Origin of the sequence: Pseudomonas sp. EA_5y_Pfl2_R50 (genome assembly GCF_963970475.1) — a bacterium.
Classification (GTDB): domain Bacteria; phylum Pseudomonadota; class Gammaproteobacteria; order Pseudomonadales; family Pseudomonadaceae; genus Aquipseudomonas.
Genome location: NZ_CAXAPT010000001.1, coordinates 639,690 through 662,968, shown reverse-complemented (window position 1 = coordinate 662,968; position 23,279 = coordinate 639,690). Strand labels below are relative to the sequence as shown.

3 protein-coding genes (1 of these 3 only partly in view) are annotated in these 23,279 nt (G+C 63.2%); all 3 read left to right on the top strand.

The window, feature by feature from the left end; all coding sequences use genetic code 11:
* Tightly spaced (each overlapping or abutting the next), the 3 genes in view from AACY19_RS02780 to AACY19_RS02770 form a layout consistent with a single transcriptional unit that may run on beyond the window.
* A protein-coding gene (locus AACY19_RS02780; protein WP_339447689.1) for a non-ribosomal peptide synthetase crosses the window boundary here: on the top strand, positions 1 to 6,520 show its 3' portion. Its footprint begins 5,795 nt before the window's first position; 6,520 of the gene's 12,315 nt are visible here — the last part of the coding sequence; its start codon lies off the left edge, out of view; it ends in the stop codon at positions 6,518 to 6,520.
* Complete coding sequence (locus tag AACY19_RS02775) at positions 6,520 to 20,052, top strand: non-ribosomal peptide synthase/polyketide synthase (protein WP_339447687.1); 13,533 nt, start codon at positions 6,520 to 6,522, stop codon at positions 20,050 to 20,052. The genes AACY19_RS02780 and AACY19_RS02775 overlap by 1 nt, the downstream gene beginning before the upstream one ends.
* Complete coding sequence (locus AACY19_RS02770; RefSeq protein WP_339447685.1) at positions 20,049 to 23,279, top strand: non-ribosomal peptide synthetase; 3,231 nt, start codon at positions 20,049 to 20,051, stop codon at positions 23,277 to 23,279. Before AACY19_RS02775 ends, AACY19_RS02770 begins: the two co-directional genes overlap by 4 nt.

The following is a 23,279-nucleotide window of genomic DNA, read 5'->3' as shown; positions in this document are numbered from 1 at the left end:
CCTCGGTCAGCAACTGGCGTTGCACTACAGCTTTGACCGTGGCCGGTTCGCCCGCGATGTCATCGAAGGTCTCAGCGCACACCTGCTGCAATTGCTTGAGCAATTCGCCGTGTCGGCTGAGCGCAATCTCGGTGAAATCGCGCTGGCAGATGCTCAAGAGCAGGCGCGGCAGCAAGCGCAAAACCATCCACAGCCTTACCCGGTCGATATCGGCGTGCATCAGCGCATCGCTGCGCTGGCGGCACAACATCCGCAGCGCACGGCGGTGATTTTCAATGGTGAGCATTTCAGCTACGGCGAGATCGACCAGCGTGCCAACCAGTTGGCCCACGTGCTGATCGCCCGTGGTGTCGGTGTGGAAACCCGCGTCGGCGTGGCGCTGCCGCGCAGCGAGTCGGTGATCGTCGCATTGCTGGCGGTGCTCAAGGCGGGCGGCGCTTATGTGCCGCTGGACACCAGTTACCCGCGCGAACGTCTGGCTTATCTGATTGAAGATTCCGGGCTGGCGCTGCTGATCAGTGATGCTTCGGTATCGGGGCAGTTGCCGGTCGATGAGTCGGTGCCGTTGCTGGAGCTGGACCGTCTCGATCTGCGTGAGCTGCCGACCACGGCGCCGGCAGTGCAACTCGATCCGCACAACCTCGCCTACGTGATCTACACCTCCGGTTCCACCGGCAATCCGAAAGGCGTCAGCGTTGCGCACGGCCCGTTGGCCATGCACTGTCAGGCGATTGGTCAGCGCTATGAAATGCGTGACAGTGACTGCGAATTCCACTTCATGTCGTTCGCCTTCGACGGTGCCCATGAACGCTGGCTGACCAGCCTGACCCACGGTGCGTCGCTGCTGATTCGCGATGACACGCTGTGGACGCCGGAGCAGACGTACAACGCGATGATCGAACACGGCGTGACCGTGGTCGCGTTCCCGCCGGTGTACTTGCAACAACTGGCCGAACACGCCGAGCGCGTCGGCCATCCGCCGAAAGTGCGCATCTATTGCTTTGGCGGTGATGCGGTGCCGAACGCAAGTTTCGAGCGTGTCAAGCGCGCGCTCGACCCGGACTACATCATCAACGGCTACGGCCCGACCGAAACCGTGGTCACGCCGCTGATCTGGAAAGCCGGACGCGAGGTGCCATGCGGCGCAGCCTACGCACCCATCGGCAGCCGTATCGGTGATCGCAGCGCTTATGTGCTCGACGCCGATCTGAACCTGCTGCCGCAAGGCATGGCCGGTGAGCTGTACCTGGGTGGCAGCGGTCTGGCGCGGGGTTATCTGAACCGTCCGGGGCTGACCGCCGAGCGCTTCGTCGCTGATCCGTTCAGCACGGGCGGCTTGCTTTATCGCACCGGCGACCTGGTGCGTCAGCGTGCCGACGGCACGTTCGATTATCTGGACCGCATCGACAATCAGGTGAAAATCCGCGGTTTCCGTATCGAGTTGGGCGAAGTCGAAGCGGCCCTGCAAGCCCTCGACGGCGTGCGCGAAGCGGTGGTCGTGGCGCAGGAAGGCAGCGCCGGCAGTGGCAAGCGTCTGGTGGCCTACGTGGTGGGCGATTCAACCCGTGCCGATTTCACCGACGAGCTGCGTGCGCAACTCAAGGCCACGTTGCCGGGGCACATGGTGCCGGCGTATGTCCTGCGTCTGGAACGCATGCCACTGACACCGAACGGCAAACTTGACCGCAAGAATCTGCCGAAACCGGATGTCAGCCAGCTGCAACAGGCTTACGTTGCGCCGCACACGGCGCTGGAACAGCAACTGGCGACGATCTGGCAAGACGTGCTCAAGCTCGAGCAGGTGGGCATCAGCGACAACTTCTTCGAGCTGGGCGGTGATTCGATCATTTCGATCCAGGTAGTCAGCCGCGCGCGGCAGGCCGGGATTCGCTTCACGCCCAAAGACCTGTTCCAGCACCAGACCATTGCCGCGTTGGCGTTGGTGGCGCAGACCGGCGCAGCGCTGCCACTGATCGATCAGCAACCGGTGACGGGCAGTACAGCGTTGCTGCCGATTCATCAGGCATTCTTCGCCCAGGCAATTCCCGACCGTCATCACTGGAACCAGTCGGTGATGCTCAAGCCGAATCAGGCGCTGGACGCGCAGGTGCTGGAACAAGCGCTGGACGCTTTGGTGCGGCATCACGACAGCTTGCGGCTGGAGTTTGTCGAGCAGGCCGAGGGCTGGGCCGCGCAATACCGCGACGTTGCAGCGCAGGCCGGCGAGACCCTCCTCTGGCAAGTCGAAGTGACTGACCTGGCGGCCCTGGAAGCGCTGGGCGACAAGGCTCAACGCAGCTTGCAGTTGAGCGGTGGCTCGCTGATTCGCGCGGTGCTGGCGAACCTCGCCGACGGGACGCAACGTCTTTTGCTGATCGTCCATCACCTGGTGGTCGATGGTGTTTCATGGCGGATTCTGTTCGAAGACCTGCAAAACGTTTACCGGCAGATTCTGGCGGGTACCCCCGTGCAATTGCCGGCCAAGACCAGTGCCGTCAAAGCCTGGGCGTCCGCCTTGCAGGACTACGCGGCAAGCCCGGCGTTGAAGACTGAATTGAGCTTTTGGCAGCAGCAGTTGCAGGGCGCCTCGGCGGCCTTGCCTTACGACAATCCGAACGGCGGGCAGCAACACGATCAGGCACTGACCATCCGTCGCAGCCTCGACAAAAATCTTACCCGCCAATTGCTGCAGGATGCGCCGGCCGCCTATCGCACGCAGGTCAATGATCTGCTGCTGACGGCACTGGCGCGGGTGATGGTGCGCTGGACCGGTGACGACCATGCGCTGGTGTTACTGGAGGGGCACGGTCGCGAAGACCTCTTCGACAGCATCGACCTGACCCGCACCGTGGGCTGGTTGACCAGTGTGTTCCCGGCGCGCCTGTCGCCGCTGGCAGAACCGGGCGCTTCGCTGAAACAGGTCAAGGAGCAACTGCGGGCGATCCCGCACAAAGGCATCGGCTTCGGTGCGCTGGCGCATCTGGGGGATGCGCAGGCTCGCGAGACCCTGCAAGGTTTGCCGGCACCGCGCCTGACCTTCAACTATCTGGGGCAGTTTGACGGCAGCTTCAATGAAGCCGACGACGCCTTGTTCGCACCGACCAGCGAATCCGGCGGTGCCGAAGTCAACCTGCAGGGCCCGCTGGGCAACCCGCTGGCGCTGAACGGCAAAGTCTTCGGCGGTGAACTGGACCTGAGCTGGACTTACAGCGGCGCGATGTTCGACGCGCCGACCATCCAGCGTCTGGCCGATGACTACGTGCAGGAACTGACAGCGCTGATCGGCCATTGCTGCAACGCCGGCAACCGTGGCGTGACGCCGTCGGACTTCCCGCTGGCGCACCTGTCGCAAGCGCAACTGGATGCGCTGGTGCTGGAGCCGCAAGGCATCGATGACATCTACCCGTTGTCGCCGATGCAGCAGGGCATGCTCTTCCACACTTTGCTTGAACACGGTAGTGGCGACTACATCAACCAGATGCGGCTGGACGTCGATGGCGTCGATCCCCAGCGTTTCCGCGCGGCATGGCAAGCGGTGGTGGACGCCCACGACATTCTGCGCAGCGGGTTCTTCTGGCAGGGCGACTTGCCGCAACCGGTGCAAGTGGTGCAGCGTCAGGTCGAGGTGCCGTTCAGTGTGCTCGACTGGAACGGCAAGGCTGATCTTGAGGCGGCGCTGCAAACCCTCGCTGACGAAGAACGCGCCCTCGGCCTGGACCTGACCTGTGCGCCGTTGCTGCGCCTGGTGCTGGTGCGCACGGCGACGGATCGTCATCACCTGATCTACACCAACCACCACATCCTGATGGACGGCTGGAGCAGCGCGCAGTTGCTCGGCGAAGTGCTGCAGCATTATCGCGGCGAAGCGGTGCCGCGCCCGGCGGGTCGCTTTCGCGATTACATCGGCTGGCTGCAACGTCAGGATGCGGCGGCTGCCGAGCATTACTGGCTGGCAGCGCTGGAGCCTCTGCAAGAACCCACGCGTCTGGCCAACGCCATCGCGCGCCCCATCGACGGTTTGCCGAACGTCGGTTATGGCGACCATTACCAAGTGCTGGACGCTGATCTGAGCGTGCGTCTGGGCGAGTTTGCCCGGGCTTCGAAAGTCACCGTCAACACCTTGGTGCAAGCCGCGTGGCTGCTGCTGTTGCAGCGCTACACCGGCAAGGCGTGTGTGGCGTTCGGTGCGACCGTGGCCGGGCGTCCGGCGGATCTGCCGGGGGCCGAAGAGCAGATCGGTCTGTTCATCAACACCTTGCCAGTGATTGCCGCACCGCAAGCGCAGCAGAGTCTGTCCAGCTGGCTGCAAGCGGTGCAGGCGCAGAACCTCGCGTCTCGAGAGTTCGAGCACACCCCGTTGGCGGACATTCAGCGCTGGGCCGGGCAGGGCGGAGACGCGCTGTTCGACAGCCTGATGGTGTTCGAGAACTACCCGATTGGCGAAGCGCTGGAACGTGGCGCACCGCAGGGATTGCGTTTCGGTGAGGTGGCGAATCAGGAGCAGACCCACTATCCGCTGACGCTGCTGGTGAGTATGGGCGCGCAACTGTCGGTGCATTTCAGTTACCAGCGCGACAGTTTTGCGGCGGCGAGCGTCGCGCAGTTCGGCGCGAGTTTGCAGCGTCTGCTGGCGCAAATGACCGTAGCCAGTGAGCGTTCGTTGAGCGAGTTGAACCTGATCGACAACGTCAGCGTCGAGATCGATTTCGCCACTGAACAGTGCATTCATCAAGCCATTGCCCTTCAAGTGGCGACGACACCGGATGCGCTGGCAGTGACCTTCGCCGACACGCGACTGACCTACGCCGAACTGGACGCGCAGGCCAATCGTCTGGCGCACAAGCTGATCGAATCGGGTGTTGGCCCGGAAGTGCGCGTGGGCGTGGCGATGCCGCGTTCCGAACACTTGCTGATTGCCTTGCTGGCAGTGCTCAAGTCGGGCGGCGCGTATGTGCCGCTGGACCCGGATTACCCGGCTGATCGCGTTGCCTACATGCTCGAAGACAGCCGTGCGCGGGTGTTGCTCACCGAGCAAGCGGTTGCTGCGACGCTGAGCGTTCCGGCTGATACGCAGGTGCTGCTGATGGATCAGGTGTCGCTGACCGGCTATTCAGTGGTCGCACCGCAAACCAGCGTGCAGCCGGACAACCTCGCCTATGTGATCTACACCTCCGGGTCTACCGGCAAGCCGAAAGGCGTGGCGATTGCCCATCGCAACGTCATGGCGCTGATCGACTGGTCGGCCAGGGTCTACAGCCGCGACGACATCCAAGGCGTGCTGGCGTCGACTTCGGTGTGTTTCGACCTGTCCGTGTGGGAGCTGTTTGTCACGCTGGCCAATGGCGGTTCGCTGATCATCGCGCGCAATGCGCTGGAACTGCCGAACCTGCCGGCGCGCGATCAAGTGCGCCTGATCAACACCGTGCCGTCGGCCATCGCTGCACTGCAACGCGCCGGGCAGATTCCGCCGAGCGTGCGCATCATCAACCTGGCCGGTGAGCCGCTCAAACAAGGTCTGGTCGACGCGCTGTATCGGCAGTCGACAGTCGAGCACGTCTACGACCTCTATGGCCCGTCGGAAGACACCACCTATTCGACCTGGACCCGTCGCAACGCCGCTGGTCAGGCGCGCATCGGTCGTGCCCTTGAGCACAGCGTCAGTCATTTGCTCGACGCCGATTTGCAGGTTGTGCCGCAAGGCGTGTCGGCCGAGCTGTACCTGTCCGGCGCCGGCATCACCCGCGGTTATCTGGGCCGTGCGGCGATGACTGCCGAGCGCTTCGTGCCCAATCCTTTCGTCGGCAACGGCGAGCGCATGTACCGCACCGGCGACCTGATTCGTGAGCGCGAAGAGGGCGAACTGGAATACATGGGGCGGATCGACCATCAGGTGAAAATTCGTGGATTCCGCATCGAACTGGGGGAGATCGAGGCGCGATTGCTCGCTCAACCGGCCGTTACCGAAGTGGCGGTGCTCGCCGTTGAAGGCGAGGGCGGTGCGCAACTGGTGGCCTATGTGGTCGCCCCGTCACTGGATCTGTTTGACGGCGAAGCGCAGCGCCAACTGCGCGACGGACTAAAGACTGGCCTCAAGTCTTCGTTACCTGACTACATGATTCCCGCGCACCTGCTGTTCCTTGAGCAGTTGCCCCTGACCCCCAACGGCAAACTCGACCGCAAGGCCCTGCCAGCGGTGGATGCCAGCCTGATGCAGGCCGCGTATGTCGCGCCGCAGAGTGAGCTTGAGCAGCAGGTCGCGGCGATCTGGCAGCAAGTGCTCGACGTCGAACGCATCGGTCTGAACGATCACTTCTTCGAACTGGGCGGGCACTCCCTGCTGGCGGTCAACGTGGTGTCGCGCCTGGCCCTTGAACTGGGCCTGACGCTGACCCCGCAACTGTTATTCCAGCACCCCGTCCTGAGCGACTTTGTCGCTCGCCTCGATACAGGAGGCGGGGCAATCAACGAACAGAAACTGAGCAAGCTGGAAGCCCTGCTTGACGATATGGAGGAAGTCTGATGGACAAGAGTGTTGCTTTGAGGGTAGCCAAGCGCTTTATCACTCTGCCGCTGGACAAACGTAAGCTGTACCTGGAAAAGATGCTCGAAGAGGGCGTCTCGCCGGCCAACCTGCCGATCCCGGAGACGCGCTCCGGGTTCGCGGCAATTCCTCTGTCGTATGCTCAGGAACGCCAGTTGTTCCTCTGGCAAATGGACCCGCACAGCACCGCGTATCACATTCCCGGCGCTCTGCGCCTCAAGGGGCAACTGGACGTGGCGGCGCTGGAGCGCAGCTTCAATGCCGTGGCCGCGCGCCACGACAGTTTGCGCACCACGTTTGCCGAACAGGGCGAAACCTTTTGTCAGGTGATTCACCCGCAACTGCCGCTGAACATCACCCGGGTACCGCTGCCGGCAGGCCTCGACGCCGCTGGCGAAGAGGCGGCGATCAAGGCGTTTGTCGAAAGCGAAACCGCGCGCCCGTTCGACCTGCAACAGGGCCCGTTGCTGCGCGTGGCATTGCTCAAGGTCGCCGATGACGATCATGTGCTGGTGTTGATCCAGCACCACATCATCTCCGATGGCTGGTCGATCAAAGTGCTGGTCAACGAGCTGATCCAGCATTACGCCGCCGACACCGCCGGGCAGCCACTGGCATTGCCGGAACTGGACGTGCAATACGCGGACTACGCGATCTGGCAGCGCCACTGGCTGGAGGCTGGCGAGCGTGAGCGCCAACTGGCTTACTGGATCAAGGCCCTTGGCGGCGAGCAGCCGGTACTGGAACTGCCCATCGATTTTCCGCGTCCGGCCGTGCAAAGCCTGCGTGGCGCGCGCCTCGAACTGAACCTGCCGGCTGCCCTCGGTGATGCGCTCAAACAACTGGCCCAGCGCGAAGGCGCCAGCCTGTTCATGGTGTTGCTGGCGTCGTTTCAGGCCTTGCTGCATCGCTACAGCGGCCAGGCGCAGATTCGCGTCGGCGTGCCCACCGCCAACCGCAACCGGGTCGAGACGGAAGGCCTGATCGGCTTCTTCGTCAACACTCAGGTTTTGAGTGCCGACGTGAACGGCCAGGTGCCGTTCAACCAATTGCTTGCCCAGGTCAAGCAAGCGGCGATGGCCGCCCAGGCGCATCAGGATCTGCCGTTCGAGCAATTGATCGAAGCGCTGCAACCGGAACGCAGCCTCAGCCACAGCCCGGTGTTCCAGGTGATGTTCAACCACCAGACCCGTCGTGATCAGGGGCGTGGCGCAGTGCAACTGCCGCAACTGAGCGTCGAAGATGTGCAATGGGAAGGGCGCACCGCGCAATTCGATCTGACCCTCAATACTTATGACTCGGATGACGGTTTCGCCGCTGAACTGACCTACGCCACCGATCTGTTCAAGCCGGAAACCGTTGAGCGTCTGGCCCGCCATTGGCAGAACCTGTTGCAGGGCATCATCGCTGCCCCGACCCAGCGCGTCGGTGAGTTGCCATTGCTGGAAAGTGCCGAACACGGCGTGTTATTGCAGGACTGGTTGCGCGTGGCGGATCACGGCGCGCAGGCCGAGTGCGTGCAGCAGGATTTTGCCTTGCAGGCACAACGAAGCCCGCACGCTACGGCGCTGATCATCGGCGACAGCGCACTGACCTACGGCGAACTGGATGCCCGGGCCAATCAACTGGCGCATCGCTTGGTCGAAGCCGGCATCGGCCCGGATCAATTGGTCGGCATCGCGGTCGAGCGCAGCGTTGAAATGATCGTCGGCCTGCTGGCGATCCTCAAGGCCGGCGGCGCTTATGTGCCGCTGGACCCGGCCTACCCCGAGGATCGTCTGGCCTACATGATCGAGGACAGTGGCCTGCAATGGCTCCTGACCCAGGCGCATTTGCAAGCGCAGTTGCCGATCCCGGCAGGTGTGCAAACCCTGCTGCTCGATCAGCCCGGTGACTGGCTGGCGGCTTATCCACAGACCGCGCCGGACGTGGCGGTCAATGGCGAGCATCTGGCGTATACGATCTACACCTCCGGCTCCACCGGCAAACCGAAAGGCGTGATGGTGCGCCACGCGGCGCTGAGTAATTTTGTCGCGAGCATGATCAGGCAGCCGGGGATTGCCGCTGCGGATCGCATGCTGTCGCTGACCACATTTTCGTTCGACATTTTTGGCCTGGAAATCTACGGCCCGCTGCTGGCTGGCGCCTGTGTGGTACTGACCGGCAAGGATGTGCATCAAGATCCGCAAGCGGTGCTCGAACTGATCGAGCGTCACGCCGTCAACGTACTGCAAGCGACGCCATCGACCTGGCGCATGCTTCTCGACAACGAGCACGCGACGATTCTCAAGGGGCGCACGTTCCTCTGTGGCGGTGAAGCGTTGCCGCAGGAATTGGCTGATCGCATGCTGGCGCTGACGTCAGGCGTGTGGAACCTCTATGGACCGACCGAGACCACGATCTGGTCTGCGCAACACGCGCTGAGCGCGGACCACAGCCGACCGTTCCTCGGCACGCCGATCGACAACACTGCGCTGTACATCCTCGGCAGTGACCTTGAGCTCAATCCGCTCGGCGCGCCGGGTGAATTGCTGATTGGCGGTGATGGTCTGGCGCGCGGTTACTTCCAGCGCCCGAGCCTGACCGCCGAACGTTTTGTGCCGGACCCGTTCGCGAAAAACGGTGCGCGTCTGTACCGCACCGGCGACCTGACCCGCTATCGCGCAGAAGGTGTGATCGAGTACATCGGGCGCATCGACCATCAAGTCAAAATCCGTGGTTTGCGTATCGAGCTCGGTGAAATTGAAGCGCGTTTGCTCGCGCTGGACAGCGTGCGTGAAGCCGTCGTGGTCGCGCAGGACAGCCCGACCGGTGCGCAACTGGTCGGCTATGTAGTGCCCGCCGCCAGCGTGATTGATGAAGTCGAACTGCGCGCCGCACTGAAAGCCAGCCTCAAGGCCGAGCTGCCGGAATACATGGTGCCGGCGCACCTGTTGTTCCTCGCGCAGCTGCCGCTGACCCCCAACGGCAAAGTCGACCGCAAAGCCTTGCCGGCGCCTGACGCCAGCCAGTTGCAATCCACCTACATCGCGCCGCACACCGCCACTCAACACAGCGTCGCCGAGATCTGGCAAGCGGTGCTCAAGCTTGAGCGCGTCGGCCTCGGCGACAATTTCTTCGAACTGGGCGGCCATTCCTTGCTGGTCACCCAAGTGGTGTCGCGTGTGCGTCAGGCGCTGAAGGTACACGTGCCGCTGCGCACGTTGTTTGAACACAGCACGCTGGAAGATTTCGTGGCCGCGCTGGGTGTCGATCAGGCCTCTCGGGAGCCGGCGATTGTCGCGCTGCCACGCCTGCAACCGCTGACGCTTTCCTATGCGCAGGAACGTCAGTGGTTCCTCTGGCAATTGGAACCGACCAGCACGGCCTATCACGTTCCGGCGGCGCTACGTCTGCGCGGTGAACTGGATCTGCCGGCGTTGCAGCAAAGCTTCGCTGCGCTGATCGAGCGCCACGAATCGCTGCGCACCTGCTTCGTCGAAGAGCAGGGCCAGACCCTGCAAGTGATCCAGGCCCACGGCACGCTGGATCTGCAAGTGCAGGACGTGGCGGCGGATCTCGACGAGGCCTCGCTACAAGCGCTGGTCGCCGCAGAAACCCTGCATCTGTTCAATCTTCAACACGGCCCGCTGCTGCGGGTGAAACTGCTGCGCCTGGCTGCGGATGATCATGCGCTGGTGATCACTCTGCACCACATCGTCTCCGATGGCTGGTCGATGAACATCATGGTCGAGGAACTGGTGGCGTTGTACGCCGCCTGCAGCCAGGGGCAGAGCGCGCAATTGCCGGCGCTGCCAGTGCAGTACGCCGACTACGCGGCGTGGCAGAAGCAATGGATGGACGCCGGTGAACGCGAGCGTCAACTGAGCTACTGGACCGCGCAACTCGGCGATGGCGATCAGCCGCTGCTGGAGCTGCCGAGCGACCGTCCGCGTCCCGCCGAACAGAGCTATCGCGGCGCCCGTCGCGACATCCCGCTGAGCCTCGAACTGGCGACAGCGCTCAAGCACGTCGCGCAGCGTGAAAATGTCACCCTGTTCACGCTGTTGCTGGCTTCGTTCCAGACTTTGCTGCACCGCTACAGCGGTCAGGCCGACATCCGCGTTGGCGTGCCGGTGGCCAACCGTAACCGGGTCGAGACTGAAGGGCTGATCGGCTTCTTCGTCAACACTCAAGTGCTCAAGACCGAGTTTGACAGTCAGCAGACCTTCCGCACGCTGTTGCAGCAAGTGAAGAGCACCGTGCTCGGCGCTCAGGCCCATCAGGACCTGCCGTTCGAGCAGTTGGTTGACGCGCTGCAACCGCAACGCAGCCTCAGCCACAGTCCGCTGTTCCAGGTGATGCACAACCACCAGAGCCAGGTGCGTCAGGCGCAGGGGGCGACACGCCTGCCGCAACTGGAGATCGAAGCCCTGCCGTGGGCATCGAATACCGCGCAGTTCGATTTGACGCTCAATACCTTTGAATCGACCGACAACGTCTGGGCGGAGCTGACCTATGCCACCGACCTGTTCGACGTCGAGACCATCGAGCGCCTGTCGCAGCACTGGATGAATCTGCTGCAAGGCATCGTCGCCGACAGCGGCCAGCGTATCGCCGAACTGCCGCTGTATGACGCCGGCGAATACGCGGCAACCCTGCGGCAATGGAACCCGGTCGTGGCCGATTTTGCGAGCGAACAGTGCTTGCATCACTTGATCGAGGCTCAAGCCGCTCGCGCACCGCACGCGGTTGCGGTGACGTATGCCGGACAGGCCCTGGACTACGCTGAACTCAACCGCCGCGCCAACCAATGGGCCCACAAGCTGATCGCCAGTGGCGTCGGCCCGGACGTGCGCGTGGGCCTGGCGGTTGAGCGCAGCCTCGACATGCTGGTCGGCCTGCTGGCGATTCTCAAGGCGGGCGGCGCCTACGTGCCGCTGGACCCGAGTTACCCGCCAGAGCGCCTCAGCTACATGATCGGTGACAGCGGTATCGGCCTGCTGTTGACCCAAAGCCATCTGCTCGGTCAACTGCCTGTGCCGGACTCGGTGCGCACGCTGATGCTCGATCAGGATCGCGAAGACCTCGAAGGCTTCAGCGACGGCAATCCGCACGTGAGCATGAGCGCGGATAACCTCGCCTATGTGATCTACACCTCAGGTTCGACCGGTCAGCCGAAAGGCACGTTGCTCGCCCATCGCAACGTGCTGCGCCTGTTCGAAGCCAGCGCCGAGTGGTTCGATTTCGGCGCGCAGGATGTCTGGAGCCTGTTCCATTCCTATGCGTTCGACTTCTCGGTGTGGGAGATTTTCGGTGCGCTGCTGTACGGCGGCAAACTGGTGGTGGTGCCTTACGAGGTCAGCCGTGCGCCGCAAGAGTTCTTTGCCTTGCTCTGCCGTGAAGGCATTACCGTGCTCAACCAGACGCCGTCGGCGTTCAAGCAACTGATGCAAGTGGCCTGCGCCCCGGAGCACGCTGCGCAGCAAACGGCGCTGCGTTTCGTGGTGTTCGGCGGCGAAGCGCTGGAAGTGAAGAGCCTGCGCCTCTGGTTCGAGCGTTTCGGCGATCAGGCACCGCAACTGATCAACATGTACGGCATCACTGAAACCACTGTGCATGTGACCTACCGACCGTTGTCGCTGGCCGATTTGCAGCGTGAGGCGAGCAGCCCGATTGGTGAGCCGATTCCCGACCTGTCGTGGTATCTGCTCGACGGCGATCTGAACCCGGTCGCCAAAGGCTGCATCGGTGAGCTGTATGTCGGTCGCGCCGGTCTGGCGCGCGGTTATCTGAACCGTCCTGACCTGACCACGTTGCGCTTCATTCCCGATCCGTTTGCCGCTGACGGCGGTCGTCTGTACCGCACCGGCGATCTGGCGCGCTATCGCGCCGACGGCGTGATCGAATACATCGGTCGAATTGACCATCAGGTGAAGATTCGCGGTTTCCGTATCGAGTTGGGCGAGATCGAAGCGCAACTGCTCGAACAAGCCGCTGTGCGTCAGGCGGTGGTGTTGGCGCAGCCGGGCCTCAGCGGTCAGCAACTGGTCGCCTGGCTGGTGCCGGGCGATGCAGCATTGCTCGATGCCAGCGCCGCCGAACAGGCGCAATGGCGCGACCGCGTGCGCGCCGGGCTCAAGGAAAACCTGCCGGATCACATGATCCCGGCGCACCTGTTGCTGCTCGCGCAATTGCCTCTTACAGCGAACGGCAAACTCAACCGCAGCGCGTTGCCGTCGCCGGATGCAAGTCAGGCGCAGCAGGCCTATCAGGCACCGCAAAGCGTGCTGGAACAACGCTTGGCCGAAATCTGGCAAGACGTGCTGAAGCTGCCGCAGGTGGGCCTCAACGATAACTTCTTCGAACTGGGCGGCGACTCGATCATTTCGATTCAGGTCGTCAGCCGTGCGCGTCAGGCCGGGATTCGCCTGAATCCCAAAGACCTGTTCCAGCACCAGACCATCCAGCGTCTGGCGCTGGTCGCGCAGTGGGGTGACGACGTCTCGACCATCGACCAGCAAGCGGTGACCGGCGCAGCGTTGCTGCTGCCGATTCAGCAGCAGTTCTTCGACGATCCAATCCCTGAGCGTCATCACTGGAACCAGTCGGTGCTGCTTAAGCCGCGTCAGCCGCTGGACGCCGACAAAATCGAAGAGGCGCTGCGTGCGCTGGTCGCTCATCACGATGCCTTACGCCTGAGTTTTACTCAGCACAACGGCGTGTGGCGTGCCGAGCATCGCGCGATTGAAGATCAGCCGCACAACCTGCTGTGGCAGGAAGACGTCGTTGATGCCGCCGCCCTGGAGGCCTTGGGCAATCGTGCCCAGCGCAGTCTCGATCTGCAGAACGGGCCGCTGGTTCGCGCGATGCTGGCGAATCTGGCCGATGGCACCCAGCGTTTGCAGTTGGTGATTCATCACCTGGCGGTCGACGGTGTGTCGTGGCGGATTTTGCTGGATGACCTGCAAAACGCGTATCAGCAATTGCTCGACGGGCAGCCACTGAAACTGCCGGCGAAAACCAGCGCCTTCAAGGACTGGAGCGAGCACTTGCAGCGCTACGCCAACAGCGCAGCGTTGCAGCAGGAACTCGCATACTGGCAGGCGTGCCTGAGCGATGTCAGCACCGATCTGCCGTGCAAACGTGTCGACGCCGGTCAGCACAATCGTCTGGCGCACACCGTGCAGACCCGACTCGGCAGCGCATTGACCCGACAGTTGCTGCAAGAAGCGCCGGCGGCGTATCGCACCCAGGTCAACGACTTGTTGCTGACCGCGTTGGCGCGGGTCATTGGCCGCTGGAGCGGGCAGGCTTCGACGCTGATTCAGCTCGAAGGTCATGGACGTGAAGAGCTGTTTGACGGCGTCGATCTGACCCGCACGGTCGGCTGGTTCACCAGCCTGTTCCCGGTACGCCTGACCCCGGCCACAACACCGGGTGAATCGATCAGGCAAATCAAGGAACAACTGCGCGCGATTCCCAACAAAGGCATCGGCTTCGGGGCATTGCGTCACTTCGGCGATGCGCAGGTGCAGCAACACCTGCGCGCCTTGCCAGTGCCGCGAATCACGTTTAACTACCTCGGCCAGTTCGACGGCAGTTTCGAGGGCGATGACGGCGCGCTGTTTGCCCCCGCGCCGGACAATGCCGGTCTCGAGCAGAGCCCGGACGCGCCGATGGGCAACTGGCTGACCCTCAACGGTCAGGTGTATGGCGGCGAATTGCGCGTGGGCTGGACGTTCAGCCGCGAGCGTTTCGACAGTGCGGTGATCGAAGGATTGGCGGCCGACTACGCCGAGGAACTCGCGGCGCTGATCGGCCATTGCCTGACCCCGGACGTTGCTGGCCTGACGCCTTCTGACTTCCCGTTGGCCGGCCTGACCCAGGCGCATCTCGACGGCTTGCCAGTCCGGGCGCATCAGGTCGAAGACATTTATCCGTTGTCGCCGATGCAGCAGGGCATGTTGTTCCACACCCTCTACGCGCAACAGTCCGGCGACTATATCAACCAGATGTGTGTGGCTGTCGATGGCCTGCAGGTCGAGCGTTTCCGCGACGCCTGGCAAGCGGCGATGGACAGTCATGAAGTGCTGCGCAGCGGTTTTGTCTGGGAAGGCGATCTGCCCAACGCCCTGCAAGTGGTACACAAAGGCTTGCCCGTGCCGTTCAGCGTGCTCGACTGGCGTGATCGCAGCGATCTTGCGCAAGCCCTGAAGGCCCTTGAACTTGAACAACGTCAGCAGGGTTTTGATCTGCACGCCGCGCCATTGCTGCGCCTGGTCGTGGTGCAGGTGGCGGCTGAGCGCTTCCACCTGATTTACACCTCGCACCACATTCTGATGGACGGCTGGAGCAACTCGCAGTTGCTCGGCGATGTCTTGCAGCGCTATCACGGCCACGCGCCGGCGATGGGGGCGGGGCGTTACCGCGATTACATCGAGTGGCTGGCGCAGCAGGACGCGCAGGTCACGGAAAACTTCTGGAAGGGCCAACTGGCCGACTTCGAGACGCCGACGTATCTGGCCGATGCCGTGCCGCATCTCGTTGACGCAACGGTCACCGGTCAAGGTGAATACTTGCTCACGCTGGGCACTCACGCGACCGCCGAACTCAACCGGTTTGCCCGGGCGCAAAAGGTTACGGTCAACACGCTGGTGCAAGCCGCGTGGCTGTTGCTGTTGCAGCGCTACACCGGGCAGGACACTGTCACGTTCGGCGCCACGGTCTCGGGGCGTCCGGCGCAGTTGAGTGGCGTCGAAGGCCAGATCGGTCTGTTCATCAACACCCTGCCGATTATCGCCAGCCCGCGTGCCGAACAGCCGTTGCCGCAATGGTTGCAACAGGTGCAGGCGCAAAACCTGCAGCTGCGCGAGCAGGAACACACGCCGCTGTTCGACATCCAGCGTTGGGCGGGGCAGAGCGGTGAGGCCTTGTTCGACAACATTCTGGTGTTCGAGAACTACCCGATTGCCGAGGCCCTGCAGCAAGCCGAATCGGCTGACCTGCGCTTTGGCGAGGTCGACCGCTATGAGCAGACCAACTACCCGTTGACGTTGATGGTCAATCTTGACCAGCAACTGACGGTGCACTTCAGCTATCAACACAGCAGCTTCGCCGCCGGCACCGTGGTCAAACTCGCCACGCAGTTGCAACAGTTGCTGACCGGCCTGCAGTTCTGTGTGGATGGCTGCCTGGGCGAATGGAACCTGCTGGAGGCGGGCGACGAGCAACGGATCTTGCGTGACTGGAATCCGCCGCAAGCCGATGCCCTGGAGCCGATTTGCATCCACCAGGCCATCGAGCGTCAGGTGGCGACCGACCCGGATGCGCGCGCCGTGACGTTCGGTCATCAGTCCTTCACCTACGGCGAGATTGATGCACGGGCCAATCGCCTGGCACACCGTTTGATTGACACCGGCGTCACCGCTGAAGTCCGCGTCGGTGTGGCGATGCAGCGTTCCGACAATCTGCTGGTGGCCTTGCTTGCGGTCCTCAAGGCCGGTGGTACCTACGTGCCGCTGGACCCTGACTACCCGGCGGATCGGGTCGCCTACATGCTGGAAGACAGCCGCGCCCGGGTGCTGCTGACCGAAACCGGTGTGGCCGCGACCCTTACCCTCGCCAGCGACATGCAGGTGTTGCTGCTGGATCAACTGGATCTCTCGGCCTGCAGCACGCTCGTGCCGGTCACTGACGTGGGCGTCAACAATCTTGCCTATGTGATTTACACCTCCGGATCCACCGGCAAGCCCAAAGGCGTATCGATCACCCATGGCAACATCATGGCGCTGAGCGACTGGTCGAAGCGCCTCTACCGCCGCGAAGACATTCAAGGCGTACTCGCTTCTACGTCGGTGTGTTTCGACCTGTCGGTGTGGGAGCTGTTTGTCACCTTGGCCAACGGCGGTTCGTTGATCATTGCGCGCAACGCGCTGGAGTTGCCGCAATTGCCGGCGCGCGATCAGGTGCGCCTGATCAATACCGTGCCGTCGGCAATCAATGCCTTGCAGGACGCCGGCGATATTCCTGCCGGCGTGCGCATCATCAACCTGTGTGGTGAAGCGCTGAAGCAGAACCTGGTGGACACGCTGTACCAACAGCCGACCATCGCCGATATCTTCGACCTGTATGGTCCGTCGGAAGACACCGTGTACTCCACCTGGACACGCCGGGAAGCCGGCGGCACAGCGAACATCGGTCGAGCAATGATCCGCACCGCCAGTTATGTGCTGGGCGGCGACCTGCAACCGGCACCCCAGGGTGTGTCGGCGGAGTTGTACCTTGCCGGTGCGGGTCTGAGCCGTGGCTACCTGGGCCGGGCGGCGATGACCGCGGAGAAATTCGTGCCCAATCCGTTCGCCGGCAATGGCGAGCGTATGTACCGCACGGGCGATCTGACCCGTTATCTGGCCGACGGCACGTTGCAGTACGTCGGGCGAATCGACCACCAGGTGAAGGTGCGCGGTTTCCGGATCGAACTGGGCGAAATCGAAGCCCGTCTGTTGCAGATCGACAACGTCAGCCAGGCGCTGGTGGTGGCACAACCGATTGCCTCCAGCCATCAACTGGTGGCGTATGTGGTGGTCGATGATGCGGCCGCGGCCAGCGCCGATGCGACGGCGCAAGCGGTGCTGCGTGAAGGGCTGAAGGCGCGGCTCAAGGCGCACCTGCCGGACTACATGATCCCGGCGCACGTGCTGTTCCTCAGCAGCCTGCCGCTGACGCCGAACGGCAAGGTCGACCGCAAGGCCCTGCCGAGCGTCGATGCGTTTGTGGCGGCGGGTGACTTCGTCGCCCCGGTCAGTGAACTGGAGCAGCAGATCGCTGCCATCTGGCAGAACGTGCTGGAGCTCGATCAGGTCAGCCGCGAAGATCATTTCTTCGAACTGGGCGGGCACTCGTTGCTGGCCACTCAGGCGGTGTCGCGTCTACGTCATTTGACCGCCGGAACGCTGAGCCTGCGGGACTTGTTCAACTATCCGCGCCTCAAGGACCTGGCAGCCTGGATGGCCGAGCAACGGGCTCCGTCCCTCGACGGCCCGGCCCGCCAGGTCGTGCCGCTGAAAGCCTGGGGCGCGAAGTCGACTGCGCCGTTGTCGCTGGTACAGCGGCGGTTGTGGGTGGCCGAGCAGTTGTCCGGCGGCAGTTCGGCTTACGGCATGCCGCTGGCTTTGCGCCTGCGCGGCGAGCTGTCGGTCGAGCGGTTCATGAGCAGTTTCGCCGAAGTCGTGCGTCGTCATGAAGTGCTGCGCACCGCGTACTCGCAGGACGACGAAGGCGATCCGATTGCACTGATCGCCGAGCAGGTTGATGTCGACTTCCCGCTGCTCGACCTCTCCGGTCTGTCGCGCAGTGCCCAGGAAGAGCAGGTGGCGCAGGCTGCGCTGGATAACGCACGGACCCCGATTGATCTGGAGCAGGCGCCGTTGTGGCGTGGACGCATCCTGCATCTGTCGCCGACCGAGCATGTACTGCTGTTCTCGATGCATCACATCATCTCCGACGGTTGGTCGATGGGTGTGTTGATCAACGAACTGGTGCAGCTCTATGAGCTGAGCAAGGTCGGTGCTGCCGCATCGTTGCCGGCGCTGGAGGTGCAGTACTCGGACTTCGCCCTGTGGCAACAGGCGCTGGAGCGCCAGGGCATTCTCGGTCAGCAAGCGGATTACTGGCGCGAGGCGCTGAGGGGGTACAGCGGCCAGCTCAATCTGCCGCTGGACACGCCGCGCGGAGCCGTGGCGTCTTACGACGGTGACGCCGTGCAGTTCCGTCTGACTGCGGATTTGAGCCAGGCCTTGCGCAAGGTGGCCACTGACGCGGGGGTGACCTTGTACAGCACGCTGCTGGCGTCGTTCCAGGTGTTGTTGCACCAGTTCAGCGGCGGTGATGACGTACTGGTCGGCGCCGACGTGGCCGGGCGCGAGCAGGCGCAGCTCGAGCGGCTGATCGGCTTCTTCGTCAACGTCTTGCCGCTGCGTTCGCGCTTCTCGGCAGACACGTCGTTCTCGACATTCCTCGCCGGCACTCAGGACACGTTGCTCGGCGCGCTGGAGCATCAGGACCTGCCGCTGGACATGATCGTCGAATCCTGTGGCGTGCCGCGACACAAGGGCATGAACCCGTTGGTGCAGGTGTTGTTCGTGATGAACAACCTGCCGGGCCGCACTCAGTCCATGGGCGGTCTGAGCGTTGAGCCACTGGCGGCGCTGCAGAGCCATTCTAAATTCGACATGGCATTGTTCGTTGACGAAGAAGAAGGGCAATTGCTGGGTAATTGGCAATTCGCCACAACCTTGTTCGGACACGAGCGCATCCAGTACCTGGTGCAGGCCTGGATAGCCCTGTTGGAACAGATCGTCGCTGATCAGGACATTCAATTGGGAGCTATCAGCATGCCAGTCGACAATTCAGCAGTGGCCGCCAAATCCGCTGCTGCCCCCGGACCCAAGGCCGACAAGCTGGGCAAGTTCCTCAAGCGTGGCGCCGCGCCGGTTGCCAAGGTGCGCCCGACGCCGATCCGCGAATCGCTGATCGCCGCGCCGCAGCCGTTTCCATTGCTGATGGAGCCGAACGAGCCGCAACTGGATTTGATCGAGTGGATCAAGCACAACCGTCCGCTGATCGAGGAAAAACTGGCGACCCACGCCGGCATTCTCTTCCGTGGCTTCGAGCTTGACGGCATTCAGGGTTTCGAAGCGTTCGCCGAAGCGATCCAGCCGGGCCTGTACGGGCAGTACGGCGATCTGCCGAAAAAAGAGGGCGGCAAGAACACGTACCGCTCCACGCCGTACCCGGAACGCAAGATGATCCTGTTCCACAACGAGAGCTCGCACCAGGATCGCTGGCCGCGCAAGCAGATGTTCTATTGCGAGCAGGCCGCACCGGTCGGCGGTGCCACGCCAGTGGTCGATTGCCGCCTGATGTACGAAAAACTTCCGGCCGACCTGCGTGAAAAGTTCGAGGCCAAAGGTCTGCTGTATGTGCGCACCTTCACCGACAACCTCGATGTGTCGTGGCAGCACTTCTTCAAGACTGAAGATCGTGCCGAAGTCGAAGCACGCTGCCGCGCCGGTGGCATCGAATGGCGCTGGCTCGACAACAACGAACTGCAAACCCGCACACCGGGGCCGGCGATCATTCGTCACCCGATCACCGGGGCCAAGTCGTTCTTCAATCAGGTGCAACTGCACCACATCTACTGGCTGGAACCGGATGTGCGTGAAGACCTGTTGTCGATGTTCGGTCCCGAGCGCATGCCGCGTCACGTGTATTACGGCGACGGCACGCCGATTGAAGACGACGTGATGCAGCGCATTGGCGAGCTGTACGAAGAATGCGCCGTGCGGTTCGACTGGCAGAAGGGCGACGCGATTCTGCTCGACAACATGTTGGTCGCGCATGCCCGTGATCCGTTTGAAGGGCCGCGCAAGATTGTCGTGGCGATGGGTGACATGTACGACCACAGCAGCCTGGAGCGCCCGACAGCCGCCGCTCAGGTGGCAAAGAATACTGAGGAAACCGGAGCATGAGCGAAGTCATCATGGACGTGCAGGAGCCGGGTTTCGCCCTGACGCCTGAGCAGCAGGCAGCCCTTGAACGGCTGTCGAACACCGCCACCTGTGGCGAGGCCTTGCGCTGGTTGAGCGTCGTAATCGACGGTGAGCTTGATCCGCAACGCTTGCAGGGCGCATTCGATACCGCGCTCGCACAACATCCGATGCTGTTGGCGCGGTTGGGCAAGGTCGCCGGTTTCCACGGTTGGCGACAGGCATCGGCCGGCGCCGGGCGCTTTGCGCTGACGGTGCATGCCGACGAGCAACACGCCGAGGCCATTGCTGCGCAAATCAGCGAGTCGCTGGGTCGCGCTTTTGTGGTCGGAGAGTCGGCCAGTGTTCAGGCGGTGCTCTATCGTTTGGCACCGCGTCAATGGCAACTGGTGTTGGGGATTGCCCGCTACAGCGCCGACACGCCATCGCTGCACCTGTTGCTGGAGCAAGTGCAGCAGGCGTATGCCGGCGTGCAGACGGCCGAAGATGACGAGCCGGGGGAATTTGCCCAGTACCTGGAATGGCGCAGTGAAGTGGTGCTCGATGAAGACGCCGCGACTGCGCGAGCCTACTGGCAGCAACACCTGCAAGGCGTACAAACGGACATCGCCACGCCCTGGCTGGCCGCACGCCGTGCCGGCCAGGCCAGCAGCGCCGCCGACACGCGTGCATCGCTGACATTGCAAGCGACGCAGCGGGAGGCGCTGCAGGCCTTGGCCGGGCAGCTCGGTCAGCCTGTCGCCACGTTGCTGCAAGGCGCCTGGTGGGTTTTGCTTGGGCGTTTGAGCGGTCTCGATCAGGCGCTGGTCGGTCTGCGGCACGACAGCCGTGGCGACTACGAATATTTCGCCAACGCCGTGGGGGTGTTCGAGAAGACCTTGCCGTTGTCGCTCGAGCTGCCTGGCAGCGCACTGTTCAGCGACTGGCTGGGGCAGTTGGCGGGGCGTCTGGAAGACCATCGCACCTGGCAGGAATACTGGGCGCCGGAACTGGCGCCCGACGCAGCGCGCCCGGCGTATGGCTTCAGCGTCGGTCAGGTCGGCGTTGTTGCGAACAGCGGCGGTCTGCGCTGGAACGTGGCGGACGCCGTGCACGTGCAGCCGGACGCTTTCGAGTTGCTGTTGCAGGTGCAGCTGGACGCAAACCAAGGTCTTGCCGGTATCGATCTGCAGTACGCCGGTACGCGCTATCAGGCCGCTGCGGCCGACGCGGTACTGGAACAGTTCGGCGTGTTGTTGAGCGCGATTGTCGAGGCGCCGCACACTGCATTGGGCCGGCTCAATCTGCTCAGTCACGCCGCCGAACAGCATCTGCTGGCGATCAACCCGGCGCTGCAGACGCTGGCCGATTCGCGCTACCTGCCGCAGCGCATTGCGGATCTGGCGACGCGTGCACCAGACGCCATCGCCCTGACCGACGCCGGGCGGCCATTGAGCTACGGCCAGTTGCAGGCTCGCGTCGACAGCATCGCCCATGGCCTGAGCAAGCGCGGCGTGAGCAACGGTTCGATTGTGGGGTTGGCGTTGCCACGGTCGGCAGATCTGGTGGTCGCGATGTTGGCGACCTGGCGCGTCGGCGCGGCGTACCTGCCGCTGGATGTGCAGTGGCCGCAGGCGCGTCAGGCGTTGATGCTGGAGCAGGCCGGCGCAGCATTGTTGCTGACCGATGTGCCGCACCTGTCGGCCTGGCAGGATCAGTCGCACACCGCGCTGACCCTGCCCGACCTCGGCGCGTCGGACGGCGCACTGCCGGCGCTGTCTACCGAGGGCAGCGACATCGCCTATGTGCTGTTTACCTCGGGCTCGACCGGCGTGCCAAAAGGCGTGGTGATCGAGCATCGACAGTTGCTCAATTACGTCGCTCAGGCGAGTCAGGCGCTGGGCCTGGAGCAGTGCAAGAACATCGGTTTCAGTTCCACCGTTGCGGCGGATCTGGGCAATACCGCGTTGTTCGGCGCGCTGTTCAATGGTGCGACCCTGCACGTTGCCAGCGATGCGCAAATGCAGGACGGCGCGTTGTTCGCCGAGTACCTGCAGCAGCACCGGATCGACTGCCTGAAAATCGTGCCTTCACACCTCGCGGCGCTGCTCGACAATGAGCAGGCAAGCGTGCCGGACACACTGGTGCTGGGCGGCGAGCCCATTGCACCGACGCTGATCGAGCGCATTGCGCAGCTGCGCAGCGATTGCCGGGTGTTCAACCACTATGGCCCGACCGAAACCACGGTCGGCGTGATGATTCATCCGCTGACACTCGACGGTTCGGCCAGCGATTGTTCGGCGCTCAGCCAAGTGCTGGGCAACAACCGGGTGTACGTCCTGGACGCCGATGGGCGTCTGGCGCCGGTGGGGATGCTGGGCGAGTTGTACCTGGGCGGAGCGCAAGTGTGCCGTGGCTATCTGAATGCCGACGCCGATGCGCAGACGTTCATCCAGAGCCCGTTCGATCCTGCGCAGCGTTTGTATCGCACAGGCGACCTGGCACGTTACCGCGCCGATGGGGTGATTCAGTTGCACGGTCGGCGTGACCAGCAGGTCAAGGTACGCGGCTTCCGTATCGAACTCGCGGAAATCGAAGCCGAGCTGCTGCGCCTGCCATCGGTTGCCGAAGCGCTGGTGTTGCCGGCTGCGTCGGCAGAGCAAGGTCTGTTGGCGTTCGTCGTGCCGCAGCAGGGCAGCACGGCGGGACTGCTTGACGCCGCACGCACCGAGCTGAGTGCGCGGCTGCCCGCAGTGATGGTGCCGCAGCACCTGCAAGTGATCGAGCGTTTTCCACGCCTGGCCAACGGCAAGATCGATCGCAAGGCGCTGCAACAGTTGGCCGGCGCCGCCAGCCATGACGAAGGTGTTGCGCCGCGCGATGCCCTGGAGCAACTGCTGGCTGCGCGCATGGCGCAACTGCTCGGGCTGGAGCGTCTGGGCGTCGACCGTGATTTTTTTGCCGCCGGTGGTCATTCGTTGCTGGTGATCAAATTAGTGGCCGGTATTCGCAAGTTGCTGCAATGCGAAGTGCATCCTGGCCTGGTCTTCGATCATCCGACCGTGGCGTCTTTGGCGCTGGCGTTGCGGGCAGTCGAAAGCGCGCCGGGGCAGTTGGAAAAAATGGCTCAGGTGCGCCTGCGCATGGAGGCGATGAGCCCCGAGGAAAAGGCTCGACTGGCCGAACAGGCGCGGCAGCTGCAAGCCGCCAAGGCTGCGCAGACAAGCTGA

Excerpts from the sequence above, each read along its gene's own strand:
- AACY19_RS02775 (WP_339447687.1), top strand. The coding sequence starts at position 6,520 with ATGGACAAGAGTGTTGCTTTGAGGGTAGCCAAGCGCTTTATCACTCTG.
- AACY19_RS02770 (WP_339447685.1), top strand. The coding sequence starts at position 20,049 with ATGAGCGAAGTCATCATGGACGTGCAGGAGCCGGGTTTCGCCCTGACG.